This is a genomic window from Devosia sp. 67-54 (genome assembly GCF_001899075.1).
Classification (GTDB): domain Bacteria; phylum Pseudomonadota; class Alphaproteobacteria; order Rhizobiales; family Devosiaceae; genus Devosia_A.
Map to the genome: position 1 here is coordinate 40,336 of NZ_MKVA01000002.1, position 20,600 is coordinate 60,935.

The 20,600-nt window shown below is 69.5% G+C and carries 18 protein-coding genes and 1 tRNA gene; 11 read left to right on the top strand and 8 right to left on the bottom strand.

From position 1 onward, the window contains the following. Nucleotides 1-29 precede the first annotated feature (29 nt). Genes BGO82_RS00925 through BGO82_RS00935 form a run of 3 tightly spaced genes read left to right on the top strand, consistent with a single transcriptional unit; the run spans nucleotide 30 to nucleotide 5,795 of the window. A complete protein-coding gene (locus BGO82_RS00925) occupies nucleotides 30-857 on the top strand; it encodes a hypothetical protein (protein WP_291303663.1) in 828 nt (275 codons plus the stop codon). Beyond that, nucleotides 811-2,400, top strand: coding sequence for a DNA polymerase Y family protein (locus tag BGO82_RS00930; protein ID WP_291303664.1), 1,590 nt, complete (start codon nucleotides 811-813; stop codon nucleotides 2,398-2,400). The genes BGO82_RS00925 and BGO82_RS00930 overlap by 47 nt, the downstream gene beginning before the upstream one ends. After that, nucleotides 2,397-5,795: an error-prone DNA polymerase gene (locus BGO82_RS00935; RefSeq protein WP_291303665.1), complete on the top strand. Its 3,399-nt coding sequence runs from the start codon at nucleotides 2,397-2,399 to the stop codon at nucleotides 5,793-5,795. The genes BGO82_RS00930 and BGO82_RS00935 overlap by 4 nt, the downstream gene beginning before the upstream one ends. On the opposite strand, the gene BGO82_RS00940 is transcribed toward BGO82_RS00935, so the two are convergent. Further along, nucleotides 5,788-6,075 carry a 4a-hydroxytetrahydrobiopterin dehydratase gene (locus BGO82_RS00940; protein ID WP_291303666.1) on the bottom strand — a complete coding sequence of 96 codons (288 nt, stop codon included), beginning with the start codon at nucleotides 6,073-6,075 and terminating at the stop codon, nucleotides 5,788-5,790. The genes BGO82_RS00935 and BGO82_RS00940 overlap by 8 nt on opposite strands. A gap of 47 nt (nucleotides 6,076-6,122) precedes the next feature. Here BGO82_RS00940 and BGO82_RS00945 point away from each other — a divergent pair, with 47 nt between their 5' ends. From BGO82_RS00945 to BGO82_RS00955, 3 genes are all read left to right on the top strand, one after another. After that, complete coding sequence (locus BGO82_RS00945; protein ID WP_291303667.1) at nucleotides 6,123-6,587, top strand: MarR family transcriptional regulator; 465 nt, start codon at nucleotides 6,123-6,125, stop codon at nucleotides 6,585-6,587. Nucleotides 6,588-6,803: 216 nt separating this feature from the next. After that, nucleotides 6,804-9,113, top strand: coding sequence for an EAL domain-containing protein (locus tag BGO82_RS00950; protein ID WP_291303668.1), 2,310 nt, complete (start codon nucleotides 6,804-6,806; stop codon nucleotides 9,111-9,113). A gap of 200 nt (nucleotides 9,114-9,313) precedes the next feature. Next, nucleotides 9,314-10,009, top strand: coding sequence for an acyl-homoserine-lactone synthase (locus BGO82_RS00955; protein WP_291303669.1), 696 nt, complete (start codon nucleotides 9,314-9,316; stop codon nucleotides 10,007-10,009). On the opposite strand, the gene BGO82_RS00960 is transcribed toward BGO82_RS00955, so the two are convergent. The 6 genes from BGO82_RS00960 to hemC form a co-directional block, all read right to left on the bottom strand. Continuing rightward, a complete protein-coding gene (locus tag BGO82_RS00960; protein WP_291303670.1) occupies nucleotides 10,010-10,147 on the bottom strand; it encodes a hypothetical protein in 138 nt (45 codons plus the stop codon). It lies immediately after the preceding gene. Nucleotides 10,148-10,821: 674 nt separating this feature from the next. Beyond that, nucleotides 10,822-10,897, bottom strand: a tRNA-Thr gene (locus BGO82_RS00965). Nucleotides 10,898-10,936: 39 nt separating this feature from the next. Then, nucleotides 10,937-12,313, bottom strand: coding sequence for a heme biosynthesis HemY N-terminal domain-containing protein (locus tag BGO82_RS00970; RefSeq protein ID WP_291303671.1), 1,377 nt, complete (start codon nucleotides 12,311-12,313; stop codon nucleotides 10,937-10,939). Then, nucleotides 12,310-13,548 carry a hypothetical protein gene (locus BGO82_RS00975; protein WP_291303672.1) on the bottom strand — a complete coding sequence of 413 codons (1,239 nt, stop codon included), beginning with the start codon at nucleotides 13,546-13,548 and terminating at the stop codon, nucleotides 12,310-12,312. Before BGO82_RS00975 ends, BGO82_RS00970 begins: the two co-directional genes overlap by 4 nt. 25 nt (nucleotides 13,549-13,573) lie before the next feature. After that, nucleotides 13,574-14,299, bottom strand: a complete 726-nt coding sequence (locus BGO82_RS00980) for a uroporphyrinogen-III synthase (RefSeq protein WP_291303673.1) — start codon at nucleotides 14,297-14,299, stop codon at nucleotides 13,574-13,576. 11 nt (nucleotides 14,300-14,310) lie between these two features. Then, nucleotides 14,311-15,246, bottom strand: coding sequence for a hydroxymethylbilane synthase (hemC, locus tag BGO82_RS00985; RefSeq protein ID WP_291303674.1), 936 nt, complete (start codon nucleotides 15,244-15,246; stop codon nucleotides 14,311-14,313). 159 nt (nucleotides 15,247-15,405) lie between these two features. Between hemC and tsaD the strand changes: the two genes are divergently transcribed. From tsaD to BGO82_RS01000, 3 genes are read left to right on the top strand one after another with little or no spacing between them, the layout of a single operon-like run. Next, the gene (gene tsaD / locus BGO82_RS00990; RefSeq protein ID WP_291303675.1) at nucleotides 15,406-16,467 is read left to right on the top strand and encodes a tRNA (adenosine(37)-N6)-threonylcarbamoyltransferase complex transferase subunit TsaD; all 1,062 of its coding nucleotides are present in this window, start codon (nucleotides 15,406-15,408) and stop codon (nucleotides 16,465-16,467) included. Then, the gene (locus BGO82_RS00995) at nucleotides 16,457-17,416 is read left to right on the top strand and encodes an NAD(P)H-dependent glycerol-3-phosphate dehydrogenase (protein WP_291303676.1); all 960 of its coding nucleotides are present in this window, start codon (nucleotides 16,457-16,459) and stop codon (nucleotides 17,414-17,416) included. Before tsaD ends, BGO82_RS00995 begins: the two co-directional genes overlap by 11 nt. 29 nt (nucleotides 17,417-17,445) lie before the next feature. Continuing rightward, complete coding sequence (locus BGO82_RS01000; RefSeq protein WP_291303677.1) at nucleotides 17,446-17,880, top strand: EVE domain-containing protein; 435 nt, start codon at nucleotides 17,446-17,448, stop codon at nucleotides 17,878-17,880. 198 nt (nucleotides 17,881-18,078) lie between these two features. Here BGO82_RS01000 and BGO82_RS01005 read toward each other — a convergent pair whose 3' ends face one another. Next, nucleotides 18,079-18,288 carry a DUF1674 domain-containing protein gene (locus BGO82_RS01005; RefSeq protein ID WP_291303678.1) on the bottom strand — a complete coding sequence of 70 codons (210 nt, stop codon included), beginning with the start codon at nucleotides 18,286-18,288 and terminating at the stop codon, nucleotides 18,079-18,081. Between the two features lie 44 nt (nucleotides 18,289-18,332). On the opposite strand from BGO82_RS01005, the gene htpX reads away from it, so the two are divergent. Both htpX and BGO82_RS01015 read left to right on the top strand, forming a co-directional pair. Further along, nucleotides 18,333-19,307, top strand: a complete 975-nt coding sequence (htpX, locus tag BGO82_RS01010) for a zinc metalloprotease HtpX (RefSeq protein ID WP_291303679.1) — start codon at nucleotides 18,333-18,335, stop codon at nucleotides 19,305-19,307. Between the two features lie 3 nt (nucleotides 19,308-19,310). After that, a complete protein-coding gene (locus BGO82_RS01015) occupies nucleotides 19,311-20,594 on the top strand; it encodes a transcription antitermination factor NusB (protein ID WP_291303680.1) in 1,284 nt (427 codons plus the stop codon). Nucleotides 20,595-20,600 lie beyond the last annotated feature (6 nt).

A 20,600-nucleotide genomic window follows, 5' to 3' on the forward strand; every position in this document is an offset into this window, starting at 1 on the left:
CTCATCATGCGAACAAGGGAGCCCTCCCCATGCTGGGCAAAGCGCAAACTCTCGCGACCCTGAAGCAGCAGGTCGCCGCCCTCGAAGCCCAGCCGGTGCTCAAGGATTTCGAGGCCGGGCCGCGGCCGCAGGGCCTTTTGGCGACGCCGCGCGGCGCGCTGCACGAGGTGTTCGCCGACGGCCTCGCCGATAGCGGGGCGGCGCTGGGCTTCGCCTTGGCGCAGGCGCGCGGCCTGCTGCAGCCGGCACGGCCGGGGCTGCTCATCCTGCAGCTCAAGGCCGACGCGCAGGAGCTGGGCCTGCCCTACGGGCTCGGGCTCCAGAATTTCGGGCTCGACAGCGAGGCGATCGTCCTGATCCGCACCGGCAGCATCGTCGAGCTGTTGTGGGCCATCGAGGAGGCGGTGGCCTGCCGGGCGGTGGGCGCGGTGGTGGCCGACATCGCCTATGCGCACAAGGCGCTCGATTTCACCGCCTCGCGGCGGCTGGCGCTGCGCAGCGCGGCGTCTGCCGGGGCGGTGCTGCTGGTGCGCTATGGCCGCGCCCGCGAGGCCAGCGCCGCCCGCTATCGCTGGCGGGTGCTGCCCGCTCCCAGCGCCCCGCCGCCGTTCGACGAGCGGGCGCCCGGCCCGCCGCGCTGGCGGGTGGTGCTGGAGAAGGGCAGCCTCGATCCGCGGCGGCGCGGCACCGAGGGCGAGGAGTATCTGGTGGACTGGACGGACCATGGTTTCGCGTTGGCAGACGACACTTCCGGCAGCGGCCGGTCCGGCACCGACCGCCCCGCTGTTCCCGCCGTCGCGGCGCTACCTGATGCTGACGCTGCCGCGCTGGGCGACCGATTGTCTCAAGCGGGCTGAGCCGGCGCTCGCCGCTTCCGGCCGGCCGCTGGCGCTGTGGGAAAAGCACAAGGGCGCGATGCGGCTGGTGGCGGTCGATGCGGCCGCGACGGGGCTCGGGCTCGCTGCCGGGCAGTCGCTGTCGGATGCGCGCGCCATGGTGCCCGGGCTCGAGGCGCGCGAGATCGACCGGCTGCACCTGACGCAGCTTTTCGCCGATTTCGCCGACTGGCATTCCAACGCCTCGCCGATCGTGTCGGTGCTGACCCATGCGGAGGCCTATGGCGATCTCTGCCTCGATATCACCGGGGTCAGCCATCTGTTCGGCGGCGAAGCGGCGATGCTCGAAAGGCTGGTCGGCCGCCTGCGACGACTGGGCTTTTCCACCCAGGGCGCCATCGCCTCGACCATCGGCGCCGCCTGGGCCATCGCCCATTTCGCCCCGGGGCGGATCGTGCCGGCGGGCCACGAGGCCGAGGCGCTGCGGCCGCTGCCGGTCGCGGCGCTGCGGCTCGAGCCGGCGCAGGCCGACAGGCTCGTGCAGCTCGGCCTCAAGCGCATCAGCCAGCTCTTCGAGCGCGACCGCAAGAGCATGCAGGCGCGGTTTGGAGTGTCGTTCCTGTTGCGGTTCGACCAGGCGCTGGGGTGGATCGAAGAAAAGCTCGATCCGCGCCTGCCGGTCGCCGATCGGTTCGCCGAGCATCGCTTCGCCGAACCGATCGGACTCATCGACGACGTGCTGATGTGCACGCACGACCTGGCGGTGCAGCTTGCGTCCCGCCTCCAGGGGGAAGGCATCGGCGCGCAGAGCTTCCACCTCTTCCTCTATCGCGTCGACCACAAGGTGATGACGCTGTCGGTCAATGCGGCGCGGGCGACGCGCGATGCGCATCATATCGCCCGCCTGTTCGCGCATCGCGCCGAGCGGCTGGGGGCGGAATACGATGCCGGTTTCGGCATCGACATGATCCGGCTCGGGGCCAGCTCGATCTTGCCGCTGGCGCCCACCCAGACCGGCGCCTTCGGCGTCGACACCGGCTCGCAGAGCCTCGACCGCCTTTACGATGTGATGAGCAGCCGGCTGGGGGCGCTGGCGGTGGTCCGCGCCAGGCCGGTCAACAGCTACATCCCCGAGCGTGCCGTGGTGCTCGAGCCGGCGATCGCAGCCTCTCCCGCCGGCCCGGAGGCGCCGCCGCTCACGGTGCCGCGTCCGATGCGGCTGCTGCCGCAGCCCGAGCAGATCACCGTCATCGCCGAAGTGCCCGATGCGCCGCCGGCCGGCATGACCTGGCGGCGGGTCAATTACCGCTTCGTCAAGGCCTCCGGGCCGGAGCGGATCAGCGACGAATGGCACCGCACCGGCCGGAAGCTGCAGTTGACGCCGGGCAGCATCGAAGCGGCCAGCGCCGACAGGAGCCGCACGCTCTATTTCGAGGAGGGGCGCAGCACGCGCGACTATTATGTCGTCGAGGACGATGGCGGGCGGCGCTTCTGGCTGTTCCGCCTCGGCCTCTACGGAGTCGCCGAGACGCCGCGCTGGTTCCTGCAGGGGTTCTTTTCATGAGCGCCGCATCCCCCGGCTATATCGAGCTGGTCTCGACCTCGAACTTTTCGTTCCTGCGCGGCGGCTCGCATCCCGAGGAACTGGCGATCGCCGCGGGCGTGCTCGGGCTCAAGGGGTTCGGCCTTGCCGACCGCAACAGCTTCGCCGGGGTGGTGCGGGCCTATGTCGGCCTGCGCGACATGGAGCCCAGACCGCCGCAAGGGTTCCGCTATCTGGTGGGCACGCGGCTCGGCTTTGCCGACGGCACGCCCGACCTCGTCGCCTACCCTTCCGACCGCGACGCCTATGGGCGGCTGTGCAAGCTGATCAGCCTGGGCAATCTGCACAAGGAGGGCGAGAAGGGCAATTGCCGGCTGGTCTTCGACGATCTGGCGCCGGCCCTGTCGCGGGCGAAAGTGGTCGATATCTGCGCCGAGGATTTCACCCAGGGGCAGCTCTTCATCCTGATGCCCGACGAAACCGACTGGGCCGGAACCGAAGCCGTGCTGCGGCGGCTGGCGGCGCATTGCCCGGGGCGGGTGTGGCTCGGGGCGGCCTGCCGCTTTGCCGGCAGCGACCGGGAACGGCTCAATCGCCTCGCCGACCTCGCCCATCGCACCGGCGTGCCGATGCTCGCCAGCAACGATGTGCTCTATCACGAGCCGGGGCGCCGCGTGCTGCAGGACGTCGTCACCTGCATCCGCGAGCACATGAGCATCGAGGCGGCCGGCCGGCGGCTCGAGGCCAATGCCGAGCGGCACCTCAAGACGCCGGCGGAAATGCTGCGGCTGTTCCGCGAGCACCCGCAGGCGGTCGCCGAGACCGAGCGGTTCGCCGCCCGCATCGACTTCAGCCTCGATCAGCTCAAATACAATTATCCGACCGAGCAGATCGGCGCCGAAACCACGCAGCAGACGCTGGAACGCCTGACCTGGGAAGGGGCGCAAGCGCGGTTCGAGAACGCTGTTCCGGAAGAGGTCAAGACCCAGCTCGTGGCGGAACTCACCCTGATCGCGGAGAAGGGCTACGCTCCGTATTTCCTCACCGTGCACGACATCGTCCGGCATGCCCGGGAGGAGCTTAAGATCCTCTGCCAGGGCCGGGGCTCGGCGGCCAATTCGGTGGTGTGCTTCTGCCTGGGCATCACCGAGGTGAACCCGGAAAAGGTCGACCTCGTCTTCGGCCGCTTCCTTTCCACCGAGCGTGACGAGCCACCCGACATCGATGTCGATTTCGAGCACGAGCGGCGCGAAGAGGTAATGCAGTACGTCTATGCCAAATATGGCGGCAACCACACCGGCCTGACCGCCAATGTGGTCACCTACCGTTCGCGCGGCGCCCTGCGCGAGACCGCCAAGGTGTTCGGCCTGTCGGACGACACGATCGATGCCATCAACCGCCTGCACTGGGGCTGGGACAGCAGTCCGGAGCACGAGGACGTGCGGGCGCTCGGGCTCGATCCCGCCGATCCGCTGCTCGGCATGGTGCTGGAATGTGCGCAGGAACTGCATGGCTTTCCGCGGCATCTGAGCCAGCATGTGGGCGGCTTCGTCATCACCCGCGACGAGCTCGACCGGCTGGTGCCGATCAGCAAATCGGCGATGGACAGCCGCACCATCATCGAGTGGAACAAGGACGATATCGACGCGCTCGGCATCCTCAAGGTCGACGTGCTGGCGCTGGGCATGCTCACCTGCCTGCGCCGCGCCTTCGACCTCATGCACATGTGCTACAAACGCGACGTGCAGATGACCGAATTGCTCGCTGAAGCGCATGATCACCCGGAGGTGGCCAAGCCGGTGTTCGACATGACGCACCGGGCCGACACCATCGGCGTGTTCCAGATCGAGAGCCGGGCGCAGATGTCGATGCTGCCGCGGCTCAGGCCGACGGAATTCTACGATCTCGTCATCGAGGTGGCGATCGTGCGGCCGGGCCCGATCCAGGGTGGCATGGTGCATCCCTATCTCAAGCGGCGGCTGGGCAAGGAAACCGTCACCTATCCGTCGCCCGAACTGGAGGCGGTGCTCGGCAAGACCATGGGTGTACCGCTGTTCCAGGAACAGGCGATGCAGATCGCGGTCAAGGGCGCCGGGTTCAGCCCGGGCGAGGCGGACCGGCTGCGGCGGTCGATGGCCACGTTCAAGCGCACCGGTGGCGTGGGCGCATTCCGCGAGAAATTCCTGTCGGGAATGAAGGCCAACGGCTATCCGGCGGATTTTGCCGAGGCCTGCTTCAAGCAGATCGAAGGCTTCGGGTCCTACGGCTTTCCCGAAAGCCATGCGGCGTCCTTCGCCTTGCTGGTCTATGTCTCGTGCTGGCTGAAATGCCACTATCCGGACGTGTTCCTCGCGGCACTGCTCGACAGCCAGCCGATGGGATTTTATGCGCCGGCGCAGCTCATCCGCGATGCCATCGAACATGGCGTCGAGGTGCGGCCGGTCGACATCAACCACTCCGACTATTGGAGCGTGCTGGAAGCCGGCCCCCATGCCGGCCCGCGGGCGTGGACGCGGCACCAGCAGATGCGCGCGCATATCTGGTCGGACAAGGCCGTTCGCCTCGGTTTCCGCGAGGTCGGCGGCCTCAAGCAGGAGCATGCGATGCGGCTGATGGCGCGGCGCGGATCGGGCTATGGCTCGGTGCGCGACCTGTGGAGCCGGACCGGGCTGCCGATCGCCGCGCTCGAAAAGCTGGCCGACGCCGACGCTTTCCGCTCGCTCGGCCTCAACCGGCGCAAGGCGCTATGGGCGGTCCGCGGCCTCAAGGGCGCGGAGGGGGCGGAGGGCGCCGCCGGGCTCGACCTGTTCCGCCCGCAGGGACGTCTGGCCGTGCACAGCGAGGCCGATCCGGATCTGCCGCCGATGTCGCATGGCGAGGACGTGGTGCACGATTATCGGACCATGTCGTTCTCGCTCAAGAGCCATCCGATGAGCTTTTTGCGCCGCAAGCTCGAGGCGCGCCGGGTGGTGCGCTGCGCCGATCTCAAGGCCTGCCGCAACGGGCAGCGCATCGAGGTCGCCGGCCTGGTGCTGGTCCGGCAGCGGCCGGGAACCGCCAGCGGCGTGGTGTTCGCCACGCTGGAAGACGAGACGGGCATCGCCAATATCGTCATCTGGTCGAAGGTCTTCGGCGTGCACCGGCGCACCATCCTTGCCTCCCGGGTGATGGCGGTGCGCGGCAAGCTGCAGATCGAGGGCGATGTCGTCCACGTCGTGGCCGAGAGCTTCACCGACCTGACGGGCGAACTGACCAGCCTCGCAAACGGCTATGGGCTGGGCGATGCATCGCTTGCCCATGGCGACGAAGGCACGCTCGATACGACGCCGGCCTACCGGTTGCCGCAGCTCAAGCAGGAGGATGCCGCTGCGCGGCAGGCGCGGGCGGCGTTGCCGCGGGGGCGGAATTTCAAATGAGCCTCGCGATGGCGGCGGCGAGGTCGACATCCTTTTGCGTCACGCCGCCGGCGTCGTGGGTGCGCAGGCGGATGTTCACCCGGTTGTAGACGTTCGACCATTCGGGGTGGTGGTTCGCCGCCTCCGCCAGCAGCGCCACGCGGGTCATGAAGGCGAACGCCTCCGAAAAATCCTTGAACTTCAGGTCGCGGACCAGCGCGTCGGCGGCGGCATCGAAGCTCCATCCGGCGAGCGTTGCGAGCGCCGCGTCGCGGGCGGCGGTGTCGAGCCTCTCGGTCATCGTGCGTCTCCTCTCCATGCAATGCCGCGGCACGGCGGGCGTTCCGCTTGACCCGCGGCGCACCTGCCGTCACTCTCGTCAAGATGCTAGACGACCCGCCCCAATCCGGCAAAAGCCTGTTCAGCGCGGTCTGTCGCCTCGCCGAGGCCTGGCGCCTGCACTACCGGCAGGAAATGGCGCGGCGCGGCTTTGCCTGGCACCTGACGGCGATCGGCGACCTGCTTGACCATCTGCCGCCGGAGGGGGCGCCGCAAGCCGTGCTCGCCGCCCGCACCGGGCTCAGCAAGCAGGCGGTGCAGCAGGCGCTCGACCAGCTCGAGCGGCACGGCGTGCTGCGGCGCGAGGTCGATCCCGGCGACAAGCGGGTGCGATATATCGTGTTAACGGAGCTTGGTCTCAGGAACCTCGCCGAGCGGCGGGCGGTGCTGGCCGAGATCGAGGCGGAGGCGCGGGCGGCGCTGGGCAAGAAAGGCGCCAAGGCGCTGCGCAAGACGCTGCGCCGGCTGGGCTAGTGGCGCGTGCCAGAGGCCGGAGCCGGCGGCGTCCGGCCCTCGCCGGCCCGGCCGATCGGGACAATTGGCAGCAATTTGCCGAACGCTCCATAAACCATTTGCGCCGATTGCCGGCCCCCGTGGCGCCTCCCGCCCGGTTTTCGGCGCTCGGGGACGGCCTCGAAATGCGGCATTAACAGCTTTTCGGCATGCTTTTCCCCCAACAGACGGGATTGCATGTTCGAAGCAGCAAGCAAAACGATGCCGGCGATCGACTACGTGTCGATCGTCACCTCGGTGTACAAGGATCGCCGGGCGATGATCCTTGGCGCACTGGCGTGCGCCATCGGCGCCGGCGCGTGTGCATTCAAGACCGGCTCGCTCGGCCTCAGCGTCATCGCCGCCGCCTTCGTGATCATCGGCGTGCTGCGTTTCGTCTCGATGACGCGCTTCCTCAAGACCAATATCGGGCCCACCGACGTCGCGGCGGCGCAGCGCTGGGAGCTCGAGGCCACCTATTACGCCTCGGCCTTCGCCTTCGCCTGCGGTGCGTGGTGCATTTGCAGCTTCGTGTTCGTGTCCGATCCGGCGGCCGAGCTGATCTCGATGACGGTCACCATCGCCTGCATGGTCGGCGTCGTGGCGCGCAATTTCGGCCTCGACCGCATGCTGTCGATCCAGCTCTGGATCGCGGTGGTGATGGTGTCGTTCGGGCTGTTGTGGAAGCTCGACATCTATCATCCGATCCTGGCCTTCCTGCTGCTGCCGATGCTGGTGTCGTTCCGCTTCCTCGCCAGCGACACGCGGCACGTGCTGCTCGCCTCGGTGCATGCGCGCGTCGAAGCCAGCCGGCTGGCGGTCGAGCTCGATACGGCGCTCGACACCATGAACCACGGCCTGGTGATGCTCGACGCCGCGGGGCTCGTGGCGGTGGTCAACGGCGAGGCCGAGGAGATCTTCGATCATTTCGCCCCGGGCAATTGGGTCGGCCGGCCGTTCGCGGCGCTGATCGCGCAGGCGGCGAGCCGCGGCACCATCCCGCAGCGTTCGGCAGAGGAGCTGCTGCAGGTGGTCAACGGCCAGCGCAGCGGCAAGGTGATCCTCAGGCTCGCCAACGAGCGCTACACCGAAGTCACGGTGAGCTCGCGGCAGGACAAGGTGGTGCTGCTGTTCGAGGACATCACCGAGCGCGTGCGCGCCGAAGAGCGCATCAATTTCATGGCGCATTTCGACGCGCTGACCGGGCTGCCCAACCGCGGCTATTTCGCCCAGCAGGTGGGGGCGCATCTGGAGCGCCGCCGCGTGCACAAGAGCCGCGAGACGGTGACGCTGATGATCGTCGACATCGACGATTTCAAGCACGTCAACGACACCGCCGGACATCTGGTCGGCGACCGGCTGCTGGTCGAGGCCGCCGACCGGCTGAAGGCGGCGCTGGGGGTCAACAGCCTGCTGGCGCGGCTGGGCGGCGACGAGTTCATCGTCTATCGCCATGGCGAGGTCGAGCCGGCCGACATGCATGCCGACGCCGAGTCGATCCTTGCGGCGTTCAAGCCGCCGTTCTCGATCATGGGCGAAAGCCTGTCGACCGCGGTGTCGGTCGGCGTGGTCGCCTCCTCCGATCCGGAGGAGGAGCTCGACGGCATGATGACCAAGGCCGACCTGGCGCTCTACAAGGCCAAGGGCAACGGCAAGGCGCAGTACCAGGTGTTCCACGACGAGATGGACACCGCCTACCGCTATCGGCAGCGGCTCAAGACCGAGCTCAAGGCCTGCGTCGAGGCCAACGGGCTGACGCTGGCCTTCCAGCCGCTGATCGACCTCAAATCGCGCAAGGTGGTGGCCTGCGAGGCGCTGGCGCGCTGGACGCATCCGACGCTGGGCACCATTCCGCCCAGCCTGTTCATCCCGGTGGCCGAGGAGACCGGGCTGATCTCGGCCATCACCCGCTGGGCGCTGAAGGCGGCGGCCGCCGAATGCCGCAACTGGCCCAACGACATTTCGGTGTCGGTCAACGTCTCGGCCCGCGATTTCCGCAACGACGACGTCGAGGACATGGTCAACCAGGCGCTGGCGGCGAGCGGCCTGCCGGCGCACCGGCTCGAGGTCGAGGTCACCGAGACGGCGCTGATCGAGGAGCGGGAGGCGGCGACCAAGATCCTGTCGGCGCTGGGCAAGCGCGGCATCGGCATCGCCCTCGACGATTTCGGCACCGGCTATTCGTCGCTGAGCTATCTGCAGGCGCTGCCCTTCACCAAGCTCAAGGTCGACCGCAGCTTCGTCATGGACATCACGTCCAATCCGCGCTCGCTGAAACTGCTTTCCAACGTGGCGCAGCTGGGCAAGGACATCAACCTCACGGTCACCGCCGAGGGCGTCGAGACCGAGGAGCAATTGGCGCTGATCCAGGCGCACACCAAGGTCGACCAGATCCAGGGCTATCTGTTCGGGGTGCCGCTGCCCAGGCGCGAGATCGCCGAGCTGATCGAGCGCATGGACGGGGCCGCCGCCCCGGCCCAGGATTTACGAATCCGCCAGCATGGTTAAGATCGGTTAACCTCTTCCGCCCCAATTGAAAAATGACATCTGCGATGGCCGCTTTGCAGCCGGCGCAGGGACATCCATCATTTTGGGTGGTTCTATCATGCTTAAGAAAGCGTTACACATGTCCTTAGGTTTTGGGGATATGAGTGATGAGTGCGGCAGCTCAGAACCAAGTCGCTTCTGCGTCGAATTTTATTGGTACTTTGATCGATATTCTGGACCGCGTCGAATACCGGCGCGTGCCGCAGAACGAGCAGTTCGACCCGGTTTACAAACTTCGATACGAGGCCTACCGGCGCGAGGAATTCGTGCCGTTCAGCCCCGGCGGCATGGTGCGCGACGAGTTCGACGACCTGCCCAACAGCTATTGCTACGGCGTCTATATCGACGGCCAGTTGGTGAGCTCGCTCCGGCTGCACCATCTGACGCGCGAGCATCGGATGTCGCCGTCCTATTCGGTGTTTCCCGACATCCTCGATCCGCTGATCGAGGCGGGGCACACGCTGATCGATCCGGGCCGCTTCACCGCCGATCTCGAGGCGAGCCTCGCCTATCCGGCGCTGCCGTTCCTGACGCTGCGGATCGCGGTGATGGCGACCTGGCACTTCCGGGTGAACTCTTGCCTGTCGACGGTGCGGCCCGAGCACGTGGCGTTCTATCGCCGCATCTTCAATTCGACGCAGCTCGGCGAGGCGCGCTATTACCACGGCCTCGCCTTTCCGATGGAAATGTGGACCTGCGACTGCCCGGTGGTCTATCCCAAGCTGATCCGGCGCTATCCGTTCTTCGATTCCACCGAGGAGGAGCGGCAGCGCATCTTCGCGCCGCCGCACCAGGCGCCGCTGTGGATCCATCCGACGGCGCGGCTGGTGCTGGACGGGCCGGCGGCAGAGGCCTGATCAGGCCGCCTGCTTGACGGCGCGATGCTGGCGGGCCTTGCGGGCCGGCCGCATCGCGGTCCGCAGATGCGGCAGCTTGACGCCGAGCGCCCGCGCGACGGCGACTTCCAGCAAATGATCGATCTCTGATTTGCGCATTGGAGCGGTCCTTCCGGTTTCGTCCGGCCGACGGCGCGCAACAGCCCATGCCGGCCCAAAGGGCCCGGCCGAGGCGCGGGGAGCGCTCGTGCAATCCGGTGGTTGTCGGCCGAAACAACGCGGCAAACGACCGGCGGGTTGCGCCGGCCGCAGCGCCCGGGGCCAGGGCGCCGGCGCCCTTACAGCGAATTAAGGTTGGTGACAGCCCAGGGCAAAGCCGCCGGACCAAGAGGAGCAACCGACCCGGCAGCCGTCCCCCCAAGAGCTTCCATCCCGGGCCGGTCGAGGTGGACGCTCGAGAAGGGCCGGGGTGGCGCCTCTGCCCCGGTCCTTCGCCGGGCGGCGCAACTTCCTTGCTCTTGCTCTTGCTCTGGCCGATCGGCCGAAAGGGCGCCCGATCGTCCAACCGCGGGCAGTTTCCCGGTTTGCGCTCTGGCCGATCGGTCGCGAGGGCGCCCGATCGTCCAACCGCGGGCAGTTTCCCGGTTTGCGCTCTGGCCGATCGGTCGCGAGGGCGCCCGATCGTCCAACCGCGGGCGGTTTCCTTGCTTTTGCTCTGGACGATCGGCCGCAAAGGGCGCCCGATCGTCCAACCGCGGGCGGTTTCCTTGCTTTTGCTCTGGCCGATCGGTCGCAAAGGGCGCCCGATCGTCCAACCGCGATATGTGAGAAAATGGTGCCGCATGCCGGATTTGAACCAGCGACCCCATCATTACGAATGACGTGCTCTACCAACTGAGCTAATGCGGCGCGCCGCGGCGGCCGATGGCCTCACGAAGCGCGGGTCTTTTACTGAGCGGTTGAGGTGGGTGCAAGCCCAGTTTCGGGCGCCGGCACCGGCAGGGCGGTGCTGCCGGGGGGCAGCGGCTCGGGCCTGCCGTTGACGGCGCTGAGCGGCACGCGCCAGGCGAAGGCGTCGAGGGCGCCGGTGACGGGCGAGACCGGCTCCCATTCGTCGGCGGTGATGCCGTCGGCGACCCAGACCGGATCGCGCGGAGCGCGCACGGCGCGGGCCAGCCATTCGCGGGCCTTGCCCTGGTCGGCGTTCTGGCCCTCCTCGATCTCGGCCATCAGCAGGCAGACGGCCTGGGTGGGCTCGCTGTCGACATAGGCGGCGAGGGCGGCGCGGGCCGCCGACCAGTCATAGGCGTCGACGGCGGCGCGGGCGAGAACGATCGCCGCCGGCAGGTTGGCGGGCGGGGAATCGATCAGCTCGCGCGCGCGCTTCAGCCGCTCGGCGGCCGAGGCGCCGGGCTGGGCGTTGGCATAGAGCGTCGCCACATGCGGATGCGAAGTGGCGCGCCAGACGCGGCGCAGCAGGCTCATCGCGCGCCGCGTCTCGCCGCGGTTGGACTGGATGCGCGCCGCGATCAGCGCCGCCGGCACGAAATCGGGGACCAGCTTCAGCGCCACCAGCGCGTGGTCGAGCGCCACCAGCGGGTTGGTCTCGGCGATCTCGCGGGCCAGCGCGGTCTCGAGCACGGCCTGCTTGCGCCGCTTGGTCATCTTCTCGTCGCGGGTGATTGCGGTCTCGCCGGCGACGCGGGCGAGCGCATCCTCCCAGCGGCCGTGCCGGGTCAGGTCGTCGAGCACCGCGTCGGAGGCCCAGCGGGTCTGCGGCGCCAGCGCCACCGCCTTCTGCGCGAAGCTGAGCGCGGCGTCGGTGCGCCCCTGGGTGCGCGCCTGCTCGTAGAGGCCGGCAAGGGCGGCGACGGCGGTCTTCTTGTTGCTGATCAGGGCCCGATAATGCTCGCGCGCCGACTGCATGTCGCCGAGCGCCAGATCGGAACGGGCTTCCAGCAGCTGCGCCGCGTGGTTGCGCGGCAAATTGGAGCGGGCCTCGCGCGCCAGCACGCGGGCGCGGTTGGGATCGCCCGCCTGCAGCGCGATGAAGCCGTCGGAAAGGGCGGCGACGCCGAGGTCGCGGCGGCGGTCGCGGTTGAGCTTGGCGAAATAGCGCGGCGCATCAAGAATGCGGCGCAGGATGCTCCAGGCCAGGATCACGGCGGCGAGCGCGGCGACGACGAGGAAGGCGGCCATGCCGAGGCGCGGCTGCATCCGGTAGCCGGCAATTTCGATCATGACGGTGCCGGGCAGGCTCACCAGCCAGGCGATGAGCGCGGTGACCAGCAGTGAAACGATGATCCAGGTAGCGAGCCGGATCACGATTTCGGCTCCGTGGCGCTGAGGGCGCGGCTGCGCAGATCGGCGACCAGCCTGTCGGCGGCGGCGTGCGCGGCGATGTCGGCGGCGACGGGCGCCGCGGCCTGCTGCATGGGGGCGGGCAGCGTTGCGAGCAGCGCGGATGCGGCGGTGTAGTCGTGCCGCGTCATGGCGCCTTCGAGGCGCGACACCACGGCTTCGGGACTGTCGCCCTGCTGCTCCTCGGCGGGCCGCAGGGCCAGCAGCGCCTTGGCCCAGTCGAGCGAGTTCTGCACCCAGTCGCCGCTGGCGGTGCTGCGGGCGGCGAGGATGTCGGGCAGCGTCGCCTCGAATTTCTGCAACAGCGCGTCGGGGCGGTCGAGGCCGTGGGCGGCGGCGGCCTTGAGCGTGTCGGGAATGGCGAGGTCGGGGAGCACCGCCGCGAGCGCCGCCAGCTCCTCGGCGAAGGGGCGGCCGCTGTCGAGCGCGCTTTCGATGCCGCTCAGGATCAGCGGCAGCTTCATGGCGGGGCCGGTCTCGTTGGGCAGCGCGGCGCTGATGTGGTCGCTGAGGGTCTTGCGCGTGGCGTCGAGGTCGGTGCGCAGCGCCGCCACGGTCTGGTCGACGCCGTTGAGGCGGGTGGTGAGGCTGGTGACGCCGGTCTCGAGCTCGCTGAGGCTTTGCGCCATGGCGCCGGCATCGGCGCCCGACGCGCCGGCGGCGATGGCGTCGACCTGCGCCTTCAGCGTCCTGAGCTCGGTCTGCAGCGAGGTGAGATCGACAGCCGGCTGGGCGGGGATCGCCGCCTTCAGCTCGGCGATGGATTTGTTGACGGCGCCGATATCGCCGTCGAGCTGGGCGATGGTCGCATCGAGGCTGATCTGCGTCTTCTTGGTCAAATCCTGCAGGGCGGCGATGGACGTCTGCAGCCCGCCCATCTGGTCGGTCAAGGCGGTGATCTGCTCGCCCTGGGTGTTGACGAAGGCCGTGAGGTCGGGCGGCAGCTGCGGCAGGCGGGCAGGCAGCGGCACCACGAGGCCGAGCAAATAGGTGAGGACGGTGCCGAGCACCGCGCCGGCGACGGCGACGCCGCCCAGCAGCGGCCAGTTGGCGCCCTCGAACATCGAGGCACCCCGCGCCGCTTCGCTGCGCGTGCCCATGGCGTCGCCCGACGGCCTGGCTTCGCCTTCGGCGCGGCCGCCGGCGCGGGCGGTGAGGTCGATCACCGGCGGTTTCACAGGTCCGGAACGGTCAGCCATCACACGATATCCTCTGGTTGGCCGATCATGCCGGGTTTCGATCGCGGGCAAAAGAGAGGGCAAGGCCCATCATGGCGGCTTCGCTCGGGTGCTCGGCGAGGGCCACGCGCACGAAATGGGCAGCCACCAGCGGCGCCGCAACGGCCTCGCTGAGACAAAGCAGGCCGAGCTTCGATCGGTCGCGGAGCGGGGCGGCGAGGGCGGCGAAGGTTTCGGCGGTGCGGCGGGAATAGAACAGGGCGGCGTCGATGCTGCCGGCGGCGAGGGCGGCGCGGGTGCTCTCGCCGAGGCTGGCGGCGGGGCGCATGTCGTAGATGGCGGCGGTGATGACCATGATGCCGTGCGGGGCGAGCGCCTTGCCGAGGTCGCCGGCCTGATGCCGGGCCGCGGGATAGAGCACCGGGCCGCCGAGGCCGGCCCGCGCCAGCAGCGCGACCAGATCGCCGAAATTGCCCGCCGCGCTGGCGACGCGGGTAAAGCCGAGGCGGCGCGCCATATCCGCCGTGCGGTCGCCGACGGCGTAGAGCGGCAGGCCGCGATATTTCGGCAGGTCGCCGCGCTGGTCGAGCGCGCGGAGCGCGTTGGCGCTGGTGATCGCAAGGGCGGCGAAGCCAGTCGCCGGCGGCAGGCTGGTGGACAGGGTTTCGGCGCTGAGCAGCGGTTCGATCACGGTCTCGATGTCCAGGGCATTGAGCCGCCGAGCCGTCTCGCTCGCATCGGGTTCGGGCCGGGTGACGAGCATTGTGACCATCCCGCGACCCCTTATGCGGGGAAGAGCTTGAAGAAGTCTGAACCGGCCTTGTCGCGGAGCATTTGGCCGAGTTCGTGGCCGACGGCCTCGGGCGCCGCAAGCGGGCCGGCATGGCTGCCGCCGATGGCGATGCGGCCGTCGGGCGACAGGATCTCGCCGCGGAGCTGCAACGTGTCGCCGTCGATGCGGCTCAGGGCGCCGATGGCGGTGCGGCAGGAGCCGTCGAGGGCGCCGAGCAGCGCCCGTTCGGCGCGTACCGCGGCCTGCGTCGGGGCGTGGTCGAGCGGCGCGATCAGCGCGGCGGTGCGGGCATCGTCGGCGCGGATTTCGACGCCGATGGCGCCCTGCGCCGGCGCCGGCGGAAACCGTTCCGGGTCGAGATAGGACGTTATCTCGTGCTGCCGGCCGAGCCGGTTGAGGCCGGCGACGGCGAGCAAAGTGGCATCGGCAACGCCCTCGGCGAGCTTGCGCAGCCGGGTGTCGACATTGCCGCGGAACGGCACGATCGCAAGGTCGGGCCGGGCCCGCAGCATCTGCGCGGCGCGGCGCAGCGACGACGAGCCGAGCCGGGCGCCGGGCGGCAGCTCGTCGAGGGATTTGGCGGTCAGCGACACGAAGGCGTCGCGGATGTCCTCGCGCTCGAGGAAGGCGGCCAGCACCAGCCCGGCCGGCAGTTTCGTCGCCATGTCCTTGGAGGAATGCACCCCCAGGTCGATCTCGCCGGCCTCGAGCGCGCCCTCGATCTCCTTGGAAAACAGCCCCTTGCCGCCCATCTCGCCGAGCGGCGCCTCGGTCAGCCGGTCGCCGGAGGTGGTGATGGTGCGTATTTCGATCGCGTCTTCCGCCACGCCATGCGCCGCGGCGAGCCGCCGGCGCACCAGCCGGGCCTGGACCAGCGCCAGCGCCGAGCCGCGACTGCCGATGCGAAGGAAGGGCGAAGATTGCAAAGCCGGGCGGTCCTCTATAGGGCAGTTCACGGAGTCAGGAACTCGGCGAGCTGCCCTAAATCTGTTTTTGTCGCGTTTCCGAACCGGAAAGCCGTTGCCACTTTTCCCGGAAACGCTCTAGCGAAGGGCACGCCTTAAACTGGAGCGAAAGCCGGCGCAATGCGGCTTCTGGGCATCGAGACGAGCTGCGACGAGACGGCGGCGGCGATCGTCGACCGTGACGATCTGTCTGGTCATGGCGCGATCCTGAGCAATGTCGTGCGCAGCCAGCTCGAGGAGCATGCGCCCTATGGCGGCGTGGTGCCCGAACTCGCGGCGCGCGCCCATGTCAGCCATCTCGACCACATCATCGGGCGGGCCGCCGAGGAGGCGGGCGTGCGGCTGGCGGAACTCGACGGCATCGCGGCGACGGCCGGGCCGGGGCTGATCGGCGGCGTCCTGGTGGGGCTGACCACGGCCAAGGCGCTGGCGGCGGCGCTGGGCAAGCCGCTGCTCGCCATCAACCATCTCGAGGCGCATGCGCTGACGGCGCGGCTGACCGACGGGCTGGAGTTCCCCTATCTGCTGCTGCTGGTGTCGGGCGGGCACAGCCAGTTCGTGCTGGTCAAGGACGTGGGCGCCTATGAGCGCTGGGGCACCACCATCGACGACGCGCTGGGCGAGGCCTTCGACAAGGTGGCCAAGCTCCTCGGCCTCGGCGTGCCGGGCGGGCCGGAGGTGGAGCGGCGCGCGACGGCCGGCGATCCCCGGCGCTTCCGCCTGCCGCGGCCGCTGCTCAAGGAGGACCGGCTGGATTTCTCGTTTTCGGGGCTGAAGACGGCGGTGCGGCTGGCGGCGGAAGACATCGCGCCGCTGAGCGAGCAGGACGTCGCCGACATCTGCGCCTCGTTCCAGCTCGCGGTGACCGACATCGTCACCACGCGGGCGCGCGCCGCACTCGCGCGCTTCCGCGTCGCGCTCGCCGGGGTGCCGCCGACGCTGGTGGTGGCCGGCGGCGTTGCCGCCAACCGCGCCATCGGGGCGGGCCTGCGCGCCGTGACCGACGCGCTGGACGCACGGCTGGTGGTGCCGCCGATCCCGCTGTGCACCGACAACGGGGTGATGGTGGCGTGGGCCGGCGCCGAGCGGCTGGCGCTGGGACAGGCAGACGATCTCACCGTCGCCGCCAAAGCGCGCTGGCCGCTCGACAGCGCCGACATGGGGCTCGGGCATGCCGATTGAGCGGGTCGCGGTGATCGGTGCCGGCGAGTGGGGCACGGCGCTGGCGCAGGCTGCGGCGGCGGCGGGACGGCAGGTGACGCTGATCGGCCGCGATCCGGACGTGCTGGCCGAGATCAACGTCGCCCACACCAACCGCAAGCATCTGGGCCTGCAGCGGCTGTCGCCGCGGATCAGCGCCTCGCCGCGCTATTCGGGGGCGGACCTGGTGATCCTCGCGGTGCCGGCGCAGGCGACCCGCGCGGCGCTCGCGGCGCTCGGCAATCTGGGCGAGCCGGTGGTGCTCACCGCCAAGGGGCTCGAGCACGAGACGCTGCAGCGGCAAAGCCAGATCCTGGCCGAGATGGCGCCGAACGCCGTTCCATTCGTGCTCTCGGGCCCAAGCTTCGCCGTCGACGTCGCCGCCGGGCGGCCGACGGCGGTGACGCTCGCCGGCGAGTCCGACATGGGCACCGAGGCGGTGGCGGCGGCGCTCGCTGGCCCGAGCTTCAGGCTCTATGCGGCGCGCGACATGGTGGGCGTCGAGCTCGCCGGGGCGCTGAAGAACGTCTATGCGCTGGCCGCCGGCGCGGTCGATGGCGCCAATCTCGGAGCGTCGGCGCGGGCCGGCATGATCGCCCGCGCCTATGCCGAGCTGACGCGGCTGATCGTGGCGCTCGGCGGCAGCGCCGAGACCATGGGCGGGCTCGCGGGGCTCGGCGATCTGGCGCTGAGCTGCACCTCGACGCAGTCGCGCAATTATCGGCACGGCGTGGCGCTGGGACAGGGCGAGCTGCCGCCGCGGGCGCTGGCGGAAGGCGTGTTCACGGCGCCGGTGGCGCTGGCGCTGGCGCAGCGGGCCGGGGTCGAGGCGCCGCTGGTCGAAGCGGTCAACCTGCTGCTCGGCGGCGGCACCAAGATCGACCGGATCGTCGCCGGCCTGATGTCGCGCCCGCTGAAACGGGAAACCTAGACCAACGTTCTTATCGCAGGAGGATGGCGATGGCCTATTGGCTGATGAAGTCGGAACCGGACGTGTTCAGCTTCACCGATCTGATGAACAAGCCGATCGAGGAGTGGCACGGCGTGCGCAATTTCGCGGCGCGCAACAACATGAAGGCGATGCAGATCGGCGACCTCAGCTTCTTCTACCACTCCAATATCGGCAAGGAGATCGTGGGTATCATGAAGGTGGTGAAGCTCGCGCATCCGGATTCGACCGCCGCGCCCAACGACAAGGGCAAGGTGGTGTGGGAATGCGTCGACGTGGTCGGCGTCGAGCCGCTGCCCAAGGCGGTGACGCTGGAGCAGGTCAAGCACACGCCCGGCCTCGAGAGCATGGCGCTGATCAAGCTTTCCCGCCTGTCGGTGCAGCCGGTGACGCCCGCCGAATGGGCCATCGTGTGCAGACTGGGCGGGCTGAAGCGCGTGCCGTGAGTTGCCGCGAGACGGCATCGCAATGAACCAGGCTCCGGCGGATGCGGCCCCCACCCCCAGCCCCTCCCCGCAAGGGGGAGGGGCGCCTGACTGAAGCATCAGCGATGGCGGTTCCATCGCCTCCCTCCCCCTGGCGGGGAGGGACCGAGGGTGGGGGCCACAACCACCGGACATGGCTGCGTCCACCGAGACGCAGTCCTAGAAATCGCTGGTCAGGCCCTTGATTTCCCAGTCGCCGTAGCGGGCGGGGTCGAGGCCGCCGCGGCCGCCTTTTTCGGCCGGGCGGCGGGCCATTGCGGCGTCGATCTGCTGCCGGCGGGCCTCGGCTTCGGCGAGGGCGCGCCGGGCGGCGGCGCTCAGCGGCCTTGCGGACGTGTCATCGGCGGCAATCTTGTCGGGATCGGTCATGGTCCCCATCTTACGATCGCAAGAGTTCGTGTGTCGAGGCAAGCATGGCCAACCTGTTCCGGACCGGAGTGTTGATCGCGGCGCTGACGGCGCTGTTCATGGCCGTCGGCTACTTCATCGGCGGCAGCAGCGGCATGTTCATCGCCCTGCTGGTGGCGATGGGCACCAACCTGTTCGCCTATTGGAACTCCGACAGCATGGTGCTGCGCATGCAGAATGCGCGCGAGGTCGATCCACGCTCGGCGCCCGATCTCTACCGCATGGTCGAGACGCTGGCGGGCCGCGCCGGCCTGCCGACGCCGCGGGTCTATGTCATCGAGACCGAGCAGCCCAATGCCTTCGCCACCGGCCGCGATCCGCAGCACGCGGCGGTGGCGGTGTCGAGCGCGCTCGTCCGCATGCTGACGCCGGACGAGCTGGCGGGCGTCATCAGCCACGAGCTCACCCACATCCGCAACCGCGACACGCTGACCATGACGGTCACCGCGACGCTGGCCGGCGCCATCTCGATGCTGGCGCAGTTCGGGCTGTTCTTCGGCGGCGGCAACCGCCGCGACAATCCGCTGGGCGGGGTGGGGGCGCTGCTGATGGTGTTCCTCGCGCCGCTGGCCGCCGGCCTCGTGCAGATGGCGATCAGCCGGACGCGCGAATACGCCGCCGACCGCGGCGGCGCCGAAATTTCGGGCGAGCCGATGGCGCTCGCCTCGGCGCTGGTGAAGATCTCGAACGGCGCCGGCCACACGGTGAACGTCGCGGCCGAGCGCAACCCGGCAATGGCGCATATATACATCGTCAACCCGCTGCACGGCATCGGCAGCGACAATCTGTTCGCCACCCATCCCTCGGTCGAAAACCGCATCGCGGCGCTGCAGCAGATCGCGAGCGAAATGGGCTCGTCCGCGGGCGGCGGCGATACGCCGGTGCATCCGGCGTTCGCGCCCGGCGCGCGACACGGCGTCTGGCGCGTGCCGCAGTTCGAGGATAGTGCTGACCCCGGGCGCAAGGGCCCCTGGGGCTGAGATTTGCCGTCACACAAGAAACAGGCGACCGGCCTCGCGCTGCGCCTCGTCGCCGCCGACCGGCTGCAGACCGTCCTCAAGGGCCAGAGCTTCATGCCGTTCGGCGCCGGCGAGATCGCCGAGGCGCGCGACCGGGCGCTCGCCAACCGGCTGGTGACGACGGCGCTGCGCTATCACGGGCCCATCACGCACCTGCTCGACACGCTGCTCCAGCGCGGGCTGCCGAAGAAGTCCGGGCGGTTCGAGGCGGTGCTGCGGCTCAGCCTCGGACAATTGCTGTTCCTGTCCGATCTGGGCGAACATTCGGCGCTGTTCCTCGCCGGCGAGGCGATGCGCGCCGACCCGAGGACGCAGCACCTGATCAAGCTGATGAACGGGGTGCTGCGCGAGGCGCAGCGGCGGCGCGGCGATGTCGTGGTCAGCGCCGCGACGCTGTTCCCGGCGCCGCTGCTGGCGACCTGGCGCGCCGCCTATGGCGAGGCGGCGGTCGAGGCCTTCGGCCGGGCGCTGCTCGAGGGCGCGCCGCTCGATCTCACGCTCAAGGCGCCGATCGAGGGGCTCGATGCCGCCCCGGTGCTGGGCGACACGGTGCGGATGGTCGAGCGCGACCGCGCGGTGGAGCAGTTGCCGGGCTATGCCGACGGCCGGTTCTGGGTGCAGGACGCGGCGGCGGCGATCCCCGCGCGGCTGCTGCGGCTCGACCCGGGGGCGCGGGTGCTCGACCTGTGCGCGGCGCCCGGCGGCAAGACGGCGCAATTGCTCAAGGCCGGCTATGCCGTCACGGCGCTCGACCGCGACCCGGCGCGGGTCGAGCGGCTCGGGCACAATCTCGACCGGCTCGGCTATACGGCCGAGCTGGTGACCGCCGACGCGCTCGCCTGGCAGCCGGACCGCGGCTTCGACGGCGTGCTGCTCGATGCGCCCTGCTCGGCGACCGGCACCTTCCGGCGGCATCCGGAGGTCGCCTGGCATCGCCACGCCGCCGACATCGCCGGCCGCGTGGCGCTGCAGCGCCGGATGCTCGAACGCGCGGCGGCCTGCCTCAATCCGGGCGGGACGCTGGTCTATTGCGTCTGCTCGCTGGAGCCGGACGAGGGCGAGCAGCAGGCGGAGTGGGCGGCGTCGCTCGGCCTCCTGCCTTTACCGATTGTGGCGGAAGAGCTTGACGGATGGGTTGCACCCGTGTGCAAAAGCGGCGTCGTCAGAACCCATCCGGGGCTGACCGTTCCTGGGGATAAGGGCGGCACGCTGGACGGGTTCTTCATTGCGCGCTTCCGGCGCCGCTGAATATCG